This window comes from Candidatus Chlorohelix sp. (assembly GCF_037138995.1).
Taxonomy (GTDB): domain Bacteria; phylum Chloroflexota; class Chloroflexia; order Chloroheliales; family Chloroheliaceae; genus Chlorohelix.
In genome coordinates this window covers 153,518-164,764 of sequence record NZ_JBAXHI010000006.1, presented here as the reverse complement: position 1 = coordinate 164,764, position 11,247 = coordinate 153,518, and the positions used below count along the sequence as shown (strand labels likewise).

At 45.1% G+C, this 11,247-nt stretch carries 10 protein-coding genes; 1 reads left to right on the top strand and 9 read right to left on the bottom strand.

The window, feature by feature from the left end; translation table 11 throughout:
* Positions 1-1,581, top strand: a 1,581-nt coding sequence (locus WCK19_RS04985; RefSeq protein ID WP_342396263.1) for a peptide ABC transporter substrate-binding protein, incomplete at its 5' end; no start/stop codon positions are given.
* Positions 1,582-1,736: 155 nt separating this feature from the next.
* On the opposite strand, the gene WCK19_RS04980 is transcribed toward WCK19_RS04985, so the two are convergent.
* The 9 genes from WCK19_RS04980 to WCK19_RS04940 all read right to left on the bottom strand — a co-directional run bounded on the left by WCK19_RS04980 (position 1,737) and on the right by WCK19_RS04940 (position 11,074).
* Positions 1,737-2,342, bottom strand: coding sequence for a DapH/DapD/GlmU-related protein (locus tag WCK19_RS04980; RefSeq protein ID WP_342396262.1), 606 nt, complete (start codon positions 2,340-2,342; stop codon positions 1,737-1,739).
* Positions 2,317-3,594, bottom strand: coding sequence for a glycosyltransferase family 2 protein (locus tag WCK19_RS04975; protein ID WP_342396261.1), 1,278 nt, complete (start codon positions 3,592-3,594; stop codon positions 2,317-2,319). The genes WCK19_RS04980 and WCK19_RS04975 overlap by 26 nt, the downstream gene beginning before the upstream one ends.
* Positions 3,595-3,703: 109 nt before the next feature.
* Positions 3,704-4,504: a WecB/TagA/CpsF family glycosyltransferase gene (locus WCK19_RS04970; protein WP_342396260.1), complete on the bottom strand. Its 801-nt coding sequence runs from the start codon at positions 4,502-4,504 to the stop codon at positions 3,704-3,706.
* Between the two features lie 246 nt (positions 4,505-4,750).
* The gene (locus WCK19_RS04965; protein ID WP_342396259.1) at positions 4,751-6,214 is read right to left on the bottom strand and encodes a flippase; all 1,464 of its coding nucleotides are present in this window, start codon (positions 6,212-6,214) and stop codon (positions 4,751-4,753) included.
* A complete protein-coding gene (locus WCK19_RS04960; protein WP_342396258.1) occupies positions 6,204-7,643 on the bottom strand; it encodes an O-antigen ligase family protein in 1,440 nt (479 codons plus the stop codon). The genes WCK19_RS04965 and WCK19_RS04960 overlap by 11 nt, the downstream gene beginning before the upstream one ends.
* A 1-nt stretch (position 7,644) precedes the next feature.
* Positions 7,645-7,788 (bottom strand): hypothetical protein, encoded by a 144-nt coding sequence (locus tag WCK19_RS04955; protein ID WP_342396257.1) that lies wholly within the window; start codon positions 7,786-7,788, stop codon positions 7,645-7,647.
* Between the two features lie 74 nt (positions 7,789-7,862).
* Positions 7,863-8,681 (bottom strand): CpsD/CapB family tyrosine-protein kinase, encoded by an 819-nt coding sequence (locus WCK19_RS04950; RefSeq protein WP_342396256.1) that lies wholly within the window; start codon positions 8,679-8,681, stop codon positions 7,863-7,865.
* Entirely contained in the window at positions 8,681-9,781 is a 1,101-nt protein-coding gene (locus WCK19_RS04945; RefSeq protein ID WP_342396255.1) for a hypothetical protein, read from the bottom strand. The genes WCK19_RS04950 and WCK19_RS04945 overlap by 1 nt, the downstream gene beginning before the upstream one ends.
* Before the next feature lie 567 nt (positions 9,782-10,348).
* A complete protein-coding gene (locus tag WCK19_RS04940; RefSeq protein WP_342396254.1) occupies positions 10,349-11,074 on the bottom strand; it encodes a hypothetical protein in 726 nt (241 codons plus the stop codon).
* Between the last annotated feature and the right edge of the window lie 173 nt (positions 11,075-11,247).

Sequence of the window (11,247 nt, the reverse complement as noted above, 5' to 3'; positions counted from 1 at the left end):
ACCACCACCGCCGCTGCCACTACTGCCGCTGCCACTACTGCTGCCGTTGCAAGCAGTGGGCATCCCGGCATTTATCGCGAAGTTTGGTTTGGTCCCGACCCGGCAACCCTTGACCCGCAAGCCAGCCAACCTCAGGGCAACACCACCAAATACTTGTACAGTAACTTGTACATTGGCTTGACCGATTATGACGAAAAAGGCTCCGTCATACCCGGTATCGCCAAAGAATGGAAAGCCAGCGCGGATAGCAAAGTTTGGACATTCACCCTGAATCCTGCTGCTAAATTTTCCAGCGGGAAGCAAGTAACTGCCGCAGATGTAGCTTATACCTACGAACGCGCCGTTGACCCCAAAATCAAGAACCCGATTGCTATCGGAATTGTAGGCGATATTGTAGGCGCAACCGACAAGTTTGCAGGGAAAGCCGACAAAATCAGCGGCATCAAAGTAGTTGATGATGCTACCATCGAACTCACTTTGGCAAACCCTACCCCCTTCTTGACCAGCAAACTGGCATTTACCAATGCCTACATTCTGGACAAAACTATTGTTGACAGTGGTGACAAATGGTGGGAAACCAAGAGCGCTGGCGCTGGTCCCTTCCAACTGGCAGAATGGCAGCACGGGCAGCAAATCGCCCTGACTCCCAACCCGAACTGGTTTGGTAGCAAGGTTAAGCTAACCCGTATCGAATACCCGATGGTTGGCGCTGATAATACCAACCGCCTGAGTGTGTTCGAGAGCGGCAAAACTGATGGTCATTGGTCACTTCTTACCGATGAAGCTAATCGGCTGAAAAAAGACACCGGCGAAATGGGCAAAATGTTCAAGCAGTGGGATATCGGCATGGGCTACACCATGTACTTTGGCATGAGCGCCAACGCCTATGAACCCTTCAAAGATGCCAAAGTTCGCCAAGCCGTCACTATGGCGCTGGATTCCCAAGCCATCAACGATACTCCTTTGAACAGCGCGGGCTTCACCGCTACCGGCATTGTGCCTAGTGGTATTCCCGGTTATGTCCCCGGACAAATGAAACTCAAGTATGACCCAACCGCAGCCAAGAAGTTGTTGGCTGATGCCGGTTTTGCTGAGGGTAGCAAGATGCCTAAACTTGTAATTTCACAAGTCGGCTCCGGTCCTGACGTTGCTGGTACTACCCAGTTCATTCAATCAGCCCTGCAAACCAACTTGGGCATGACCGTCGAAATCTCCGTGACCGATCAGCAAAGCATGATTGCCCAGCAGATGCAAGGCAAGGTAGCTGCTTGGGTCTCCATGCTGATTACCGCTTACCCAGATCAGTATGCTGTGCTATCTCAGTTCTTCAGCAAAAACCCGCAGAATACCTTCGGCTACAATAACCCTGAATACGATGGAATGCTCATGGGTTCCTTAGCGATTCAGGATAACACCGCTCGTAACGCAGTTTACAATAAGCTTGAAGCTAAATTGCTTGACGAAGCAGTAGTTATGCCGCTAATGTGGGGCAAGTTCTACACTTTGCAACGCCCTTACGTTTCCGGTTTCCGCGTCAACGTATTAGGCATCATGCCTTACACCAACCTTGAAGTGAAGTAACTAACCGAACAGGGGCGCAGATATGTGCGTCCCTATTTAGAGTTTTGTTTCAGGCAAGGGGCTTATGTCCCTTGTTTTTATTTGCCACGTTTGGGGCTATAAAATAAAAAGAGGCGAGACTTGCGCCCCGCCCCGTAATTTCAATAATTGCGCTGCTATTTCACAGGTAGCTTGATTTGAGCCGGAACTCCCACGGCGATTGCGCCTGCCGGAACATCTTTAATTACTACCGCATTTGCGCCGATTTGAGCATTATCCCCAATTCGTATTCCACCAAGTATTCGTGCGCCCGCTCCGATAAAAACATTATCGCCGATTAGGGGAAATTCGGGGGTGTTGCGCATGCCAATGGTGATGCTGTTTGCCAGCGTTACATTTGCCCCTATCTGACGCGCCATTATTACAACCCCTACCGGATGTGGCACATATAGACCGGGTCCGATTTCCACAGAGGATGGCACATCGAAGCCATGCAAGGTTATGTTCATCATACTGATTATGCCCGGAATTATACGAACACGCCTTCTTTTAAGAGCATAGCCAACCCGGTGTAAAAGAGTGGCGCGTAAACCCGCATAGTTCCAAATCAATTTGGCTATATCAAGCCGGGTGATTCGGTCTTCAGCAAATTTCCGGCGCAGCCAGATTTTCTCCCACGCCCGGATGTCGCCCCTTGCAAAGTCGCGGAAGGATAATCGGCTATAATCTTTGGACTTTTGCCCCATTTTTAGCATATCAACTTCGGGTAACGTGATTGACATCCTGAACCTCTATTTTGGCTCGCTCGGTTCTTACCCATTCACTAGGCAAACGGCGAGTAACCAGTATAACATATACCCATAATTTCCAAGCAATATAGAAAGGAGCGCGAGCCAACGCAAGGTAGGCGCGAGCGGGTACTTTGGCGACCATTAGACCACCCAGCACGAATATTATTATACCAAACAAGCTCAAGTCAAATAATACAAGCGTCCAACCGAGCCATGCGCCTCCTACAATCAGCCATGCCAGCATGTTCAATACGCTACTTAAAACTAGCAGGGCTACCAGTAATCCCAAGGGGGGGATTATCAAATCCATTGCTCGGTCAAAAGCGGCAACATTGCGTTTTAACAGGGCGGTTTTTAGCAATCCGGGAATATCTTTGCGAGCTTGCGCCCCACGCCCACCTTCCCACCGCAAACGTTGGCTTAATGCTTGTTTGCTGCTGGAGGCAGCTTGACCGTACAATTTTGCTTCCGGCACATATTCAACTTTCATGCCTGCTTGAACCAACCGGCTGGTATATTCTATATCTTCAACCAGTGAGTAGGCATTCCACGGCAACCTTTCCAACGTTTCGCGGGCTATGAGCATGCCATTTCCTTTTAGCCCATCGCTTAATTTCAGAACGGCGCGTCCGAGCGGGCGCACATGGTTGAACAGGGCGAAAGCTACATAGGTCAGGCTGGTGCGCCATGTTTCATGAGGGTCAAGCACATCATAGCGTCCCTGCATCACAGACACACCTCTGTTATAAGCAGCGGCGGCTTCAATCATAAACTCGGCATGCGGCACAGTATCTGCATCAAATATTACCGCTGCTTCATAATCGGGGAAATCTTGCGGCAATTTCTCAAAAGCCCAACGCAATGCATGCCCCTTGCCGCGATTCTCGGTGTCAAACCGCTCATACACCTCGACTCCGGCTTCACTGGCTAAATCGGCGGTATTATCGGTACAATTATCGGCAATAACCACAACACGCGGTTTTACTTTACCGGCGCGGTCAAGGCTAAGCAAATTAAAATGCTGTAAGGTAGCCGGAAGGGTTAATGCTTCATCGTGAGCAGGAATCAGGATAACGAGATTGGGATACTTACCGGAACGCTCCAGTTCAAGAAGGCTGCGCTTCTGGACGTTGGGCTTGCGGTAAAATGCGCCTGCTATTACCAGCATTATCAGATATACCACCATAGGAAGCAACAACCCTAATAGAACGGTCATTATCAACCCAAACACGATTTCGAGCATTCACGGCTCCTTTATACAGGGAATTTATTAGTTCACAAGTGCTGTATTTTTAACAAAATATGAGGCAAACTCGGCTACCCTAACCGAGCTTGCCTCCCGCTAACAAAACCTAATTTGCCAGCCAAGTTAAGGGGGTTTTTAATGCCACCGCTCCGATAAATTTCGGAACAAATATGGCACGTTTCCAGCGGTTTTTCTGGGTGAAAATTCGGTAAGCCCATTCCATACCCAAGCGCTTGATTGCTTCCGGGGGAGTAGCTACGATACCTGCAATGTAATCAAAGGTGCCGCCTATGCCAATACCAACGGCAGCACCGGTTGCGTTCAGGTTACGTTCAATCCAGTAATCCTGCTTGAGCATGCCATAGGCTACTAATACTACATCCGCGCCACTCTGTCGGATTTTTTCAACGCTTTCAGCGTCTCCTTCAGGACCGGAAAACCCGCTAAAAGTACCGACTATTTCTACGCCCGGATACGTTTTTTGCATTTTGCTAGAAGCTTCTTCGGCAATGCCGGGGGCAGCACCCAGCAAAAACAGGCGCATATGACCTTTTCCGCTATTGTGTAATTCCGCGGAATGTTGCGCCAATGCATGAGTCAAGGCTACTCCGGTAACGCGACCCCGCAAAGGGCGGCGCATAATCTTACCGGCGTAAATCAAGCCAACGCCATCCGGTGTGATAAGCCCAGCTTTATTTATCAGATTTAGGAATTGCGCGTTACGTCGCGCCAATGTAACGTATTCAGGATTTAAGGTTACGACTTGCTGTGCTACAAAATTAGAATTTATTTGTTTGTTGCGAACCCATTCTGCAATAATGCTAACAGCTTCGCCCATTACTATATCATCAACACTTGCGCCCAGAATTTCGACTCGCCGAGGTTTATTAATTGTTTCTACAGTCATTGCTAACTGCTCCTATCGAAAGTTAAGTACGCTCATCGCACTAAGGTCTTTTAGATGCTCCACATACTTATATTCTAGGATTATGGTCTGACAAGAGGTTTACTATACGCGGTAAGTTGATTAGAGTTTGTTCATATTAGCTTTAACTGGAGGATTGGTCAATAGCTATTCGAATTGATTTGTGCCAAAAATAAAAATCTCTCTCTTAACCAAAACAGGACAAGAGAGAGTAACAAGTTCGCAAACCTAGCCTTGAGCGTGCAACTTGCGTTTGAATATTTGGCGGGGCATAGACAGAGCCATACGTATATAGGAAAGCGGTATCAAACCTATAATTATCCCTACCAACCCATATACTACAATGCCTACCCCAATCGGTATCAGGAAAAACAGTTCGCGTACAGGCCAAAGTACCAACGCCATTACCCCGGTAGTGATTATAGTTCTGAGCAATACCATCAAGGACGAACGATTCAACGTGCCTTTAGAGAGCAGCGTTAAACCAATAGAGGTAGTTACCATTTCGCTGATGAGCAAGGTAATCCCTGCGCCTATTGCACCATTGTTCCAGATATTCTGGGTAAGGGTAATCAAAACAAGGTTTATAACAAAATTGACACATGCTGCCACAATATTAATCTTAGCCCAAAGTCCCTGTCGATCCTGTGCAATCAGAGATTGTGCTATTCCAATTAACAGATAAGTAGGGATGATACACCAAGCCAGCGTAATTAACACCAGCACAGAAGGTTCAAAGGCTTTGCCGTAAAGCAAGCTGATAATTGGCGCTGCCAGCACAGTAGTACCTGTTGCTATGGGGAAACTTATCGCAATAAATAAATTCAGGGTGTTGCGAGTCATTTGTACCTGATTAGAGGGATCCTCCTTTGCCATACGGCAGAGCGCCGGAAGAATAGCGTTACCAATAATCATCGGTACAAACATGAGGGTGCCGAACAAGCGAGTAGGCACATTGTAGTAACCAAGCACTGTCTCGTTAGTCATTACTGACAGCATTAGAGCATCGAGATACAGATAAATTTGCAAGGTTAGATCCATTACAAAGAACGCCATACCCCCTTTTACAACCTCTTTGATGGTTTCCCGCCTCGGCTTTAAATTTAAGTTGCTAACTTGTGAGAACCACCAATAGTTTAACAGGGCTGACGGAATTGTAATTATCAGAGCTGCCGATGCTACTGCTACTGCTCCAAAACCCATCACCACAAAGAAAATGCACAAACTGGTGTAAACCCCTTTAGAAAATAGCGAGTCGTAAAGGCTGTATTGCATTTTCTCAAAGCCCTGCATCGCAGTTTGCAACGGTCCAATTGAGAGATTAATGACATTGGCAATAGCAATAATCAATAAAATTGTTTTAAGGTCACTATTGGTTACAAATAAATTAACAGCCAGTAATACGCCAGACCAAATGAGTACACCTAGTAACACATTTATAAGAACAGCCGCCCCAACCAATTTATGCGCTTTTTCAGGATTGCGGGCTATTTCCTTTAACAGAAACTTGCCGTTACCAAGCGATGCTACTACCGTAACTAGCGATGAAATAGACCACCCAACCGCAAGCAGACCCAAACCCTCCGGACCCAAAAAGCGTGGCACAAAGATAGTGTAGGCGATGGTCATTGACCAAGTTATACCTTGACTGGAGCCGAGTAGAAGTATATTTTTGAAAATTTTATTTTTCATTTAGTAGCACACCCTTTTTTTGTTTGGTGCGGTTAAATAGGAATAACTTACGCCCACCAAACTTATGCACCTCCGGCAAAACTTTCTGATAATGTAGGTTAATAACTGCTAAAAAGATGCCCATCAGAGAAGTCAGCCGATAGCCGCTCAGCGCAATATCCACATAGGCATATACTAAAATCACCACAAGGCTGAGACCTGCAAAAAGGGTAAATCCTAATTCTGGACCGGCACGGGAATATTTAATAACCTGTGCCAATTGAAAGAAACCGATACATTGTAGTAACCAGAATAGCGCAAAACCTACAATACCTACTTTTAACCAAATCCATAGAATATTTATATGTGGGGTATATAGCTGGAATACAAAGCCGTCAAGGCTTATAAGCTCTACAGGCGTATAGAACTGTTGCCCGAAGCCAACCCCGAATATACGGTTTTGCATAATGGTGTAATGCACATCATATTTTTCGACCAAGCGATATAGGTCGGAACTGGCATCGCGAGCGGAAGCTTGCCCGGAAAGTTGCGAGCGAATTGCGCGTGCTGGCATACCTAAAGGACTACTCTGGTTGCTCCAGAAAATCGCCATGTAGGGTGCGCCAATGAGAACTGTAATTACTAACGTTATCCAAAAAGCTTTGCGCTTGCGGATAAACAGAATAACCAAATAAACTCCGTAAGCCACTACCAGACTGACAAAAGCAGCACGCCTTCCTGAAATCATCATGCTAAAGATGGAGGGAAATAGCAAAAGATAGTTGAAGAATTTATGCCATTTCCACGTGCCAAAACTTATCTGACTGAGCAAATACATTGTAAGCATTGCGAAGAAAAGCGCGGTGTCATGGTTAGAACCATTAAGCGAATCCACGCCAGTAGTATCAAACCTTATAATCGAGTAACGTACAATTGAGATTATGATTAAGCCTAGTACACCAAGCATAAAGACCCAGCTTACATGCTTCAAGCGTTTGAAATCTTGCAGAAAAAAAGTCCCCATAAAGTACATCAAAATGGCATAGACTAAGCCCCGCACTTCAATGACAGCGGTGTTGAAATCCCCGCCGCGCCGCCAGCCCCAGAAAAAACCAAAAGCAATAGTTAAGGCGAAACCTATCCAGAGCTTGTTGGAAGCAGTTTTAATCCAGAATCTATCCCCATTAGCCCGCGCCTTACTCCAACCTGAGATAATTGTGGCTAACATCAGGATTTCGAGGGGCGTAAATTTTAAGGGGAAGCCTCGAATTTTAATCATCATCTGGAATGTAATCATGGAAATCGGGTCGCCGGTAGTGAACATCTCGCAGAAAGTTACGACAAATATAATCAGGCAGAAACCGACAAAAGGTCTGGCTAATACTATGCCGATCACCACAATACAGGCAATCAAGGTTATGGGGAGTAGTAGCAAAGAATCAGTTGACATTTTAAAGCGCCCTGCGCAAAAACATATAAGCGAGTATTCCGAGTATTACCATAACAGTCAAAATGATGAGTACACGCCTGTCTAACCGCTCGTAGAAATAGCCGACTACCAGCGAACCAAAAATAAGAAATAATACTACTTGCAAAATAACACCCCCTTGGAAAATTTAGAGTTGAGAGCTACGAGCTAAATGTAGTTAACTTGTAGCGCAACATCCGGCTAAACACCTAGGAGATTTTTAAGCAAACGTGGCATATTCTGTGTGGTTTTGTTAAGAATTACGCCCGCCTGCTTTTCGATTGGGATAGTTGCTAACGAACTTTGAATCAAGCCTTTCGGAGTGCTTCCGGCTAACGCGACCAGCAATATCCGGTCAATGAAACCGGAAAGGCGTGCTGCCTGTGCAGTTTGCTCGATTGGTGGCATATCCACGATAATGGCGGCATATTCCTGACGTAAATAGCTGAACAATTTAGCCAAACGTTCACTACGTAAGGTTTTTAAATCTTGCCCCAAACAATCTCCAGCAGGTATAATCCACAGGTCTGCCAGCGCGGTTAAGCGTGCCACCGATTCGAGCGGTATCTCACCTCTCAGATATTCGCTCAACCCGACATTTTCAATACCCAATTCCTCTGCCAAGTTAGGTCGTGAAAGGTCACCCTCTAACAGCACTATCGGTTGCGGAATGCTTTGCGCTATAGCAGAAGCTAACCCTACAGAGGTTGTAGTGCGCCCTTCGCCGCGTACAGAACTGGTGATTCCGACTACCAGCGGGTCTCCGACCTCAGGAGTAGCCCTGAATTCCTGCTGGATGCGATGGTAAAATTCTTCATTTAGCTGTGTCTCGCGTTTACCATTACCGAAAAGGGCAAACTTATTAGCATCCGTTGTTTTTTTCGGTTTTAGAGAGCCGGTTTTTACAACCAAATTGCTTTTAGTAGTTCCATTTTGTACAGGCTCAATAGAGAGTTGAACCCCTGTTTTGGAAGCTTCGCCTACTTGGGTTGGCTGATTGTCGTTAACTTTGCCCAGCATTAGTTTGCCCCTCCCTTGTTATCAAGGTTCCTATCGTCCTGCGCCCATTTCAAATGGGACAACATCCGTTGCTTAACATCAGGAGATTGAATTATCTGTCCGCCTCGTAGCTTGCGTGGCTTGGTAGTTTTAAGGCTAGGTAGTTCAAAGGTTTTTACGTTTTCAAACAACGCCGCCGCATGCGACCTCATCCGAACAGTATTGTCAGTCCAAGTCAAGGCTACAATCGCCAGTACAGAGAGGACTGCGCCAACTAGGAAACCACCCATACCAAAAATCAAAAAGGTTAACTTGTTATTGGTATTAGCTTCATAGGTTTCAGGCTGATCAACCACCCGTAAGGTAATATCTTTGCCATCAAGGGCTGCATTGTACATATCTTCGGTAGAAGACAACCGATTAACCAAGCTATTATAATTGCTATTAGCGGTGTCACGCTTCTGAAGTAGCACTTGGCATTGCAAATCTTCTTCTGACAGCACACGATCTTGGGAAAGTGCGGATGTAGTGCAAGGATAACGAGAAAGCATATCCTTCAAGTTGCTTTCCGAGCTATCTTTGGTACGTTGAGCGGCATCAATTTGGCTTTTCAGGAGAGAAATGGTACTCTGACCAGTACGCTTGATTTCTTCACGTTGCTCATACAAGAAACGCTCCACTATCGAACGAGTAATATCATAGCTGCGATCCGGTGCATTGTAGTTGTATTGAATAGAGAACGAATTATAACCGTTAATCTTAATGTTATAATTGTCCATAATATCTTTTATCAGGTCGCCTTCCTTGACGGTATCTCCCAGATAAACTTGATAGGGTGTACCTTTGATTACATCCCTAACGAATGTACGCAACTTCATATATTCAGAAAGCACGTTAGCCTTCCGGTTAGCTGGTGAGTCATAGTTACTACCATCACTGGATGAACGCTGTAACTGAGAGTCCAAAAATGAAGATTGTTCTACCCAGATTGTAGAGCTAGTAGTGTATTTAGGCTTTATTGTGAAACTGAAACCTACCAATAATCCAGCCATTAACAGAGAAATGTACAAATAAATAGGCCAGTGCCTGAAAAATGTGTTGATGTATCGCGGTAGAGACATCCTTTTTCTTTCCTTCTTGTTACGCTATGAGGATAGTCTTTATGTGCCGATATTTTGCACATCACACTGTGGCTAATCACCTTCTTAGGATATGCCACTTAGTATCCTCTAATATTTATAGCCGCTCAAATTACTATTAACTCATTTTCTAGCACAGACCGCGCCGTCTGCACTTTTCGCAATAATTGCCACATTGCACACAATTGATGATACAAGCAAGCCTTAAATATGATGTGACATTAACCAAATCCCTACATTACAGCTTTATAATTGAGGGTTTATTGCTTTTACCGGTTTATAAGGTTTTTAGCTCTATGAAAGATTTCAGACAACCGGAAGTCCTGATTATGCTATTAAACCAGTATAGGATTTTCGCTTCAGACAATGGACTTGAGCAAATTATTGCTATCTCTAGGTTCATTTTTACTGCGCGAAGCAAAAGACCTACCAATATTTATTACAGATATTGTAATTTTAACAGCTTTAGCAATAGGCTCTAGCTAGTAAAAAGTACCACTTAGCCGAATTTAATTCTTTTGTGCCTGTTAACTGTAATTTTGTGGTCAATTACAGAATGGGCAGGTTATTTAGAGTAAAGTTGCATAATTCGCAAAGCCAAGTTGCTTTGTCTTGATAATGTGCGCTAATCCGCATAGGCTTTCCGCAATGACATGCAAAACCAGTTAAACGAGCCGGATTGCCTAATACCAGCCCGTATGCCGGGACATCTTCACTAACTACTGCGCCCGCACCTACCATCGCAAAGATTCCGATACGCACTCCCGGTAAAATAACCGCGCCCGCGCTAATGGTTGAGCCATAGCGTACTAGGATACAATCTATCTCATTTAGTTCATCCGGCTTGGGAGCGCCATTAAAATAGATAGCGCGGGGATAGCGGTAGTTAGTAAAGGTAACATTTGAGCCTATGAAAACTCCTGACTCAATCATTACACCCTGACAGATACTTACCCCATTTTGGACATGTACATTCGCGCCAACGATTACATCGTGGTCTATATAGCATTGCATGTCAACAATGCTATTTTCACCGATTGTAGTTCGTTCGCCGATTTGTGTACCGGCGTGAATCTGAACACTACTACCGATATAGGCAAGCGGCGATATATGGGCGCTAGGATGAATAAGACGCTCATCCTGCACCAAGGTATCTAAATTGCTAATTAGTTTTAGGTCTTCTCCCATAGCGTTCACTAATGCTGTACTTATTGTTTTTGTTATTGACTCATCCTCAACTTTGAGGGGGTGAAATGTATTCTCTGCCGCTCCCATTAAATCACCATCTGTTTCAGTGTAATTTGTAAATTGTTGGTGATAACCCTAAAATGTCACTAACTTGTTGAGCAAGACTTTCGCCACTCTTATTTATTCGTAGTTTAGAGTTAATAATTTACATTTAGATTACTCCGAAGTTACCTATCATTACATTTTCCTTAATTACCGAG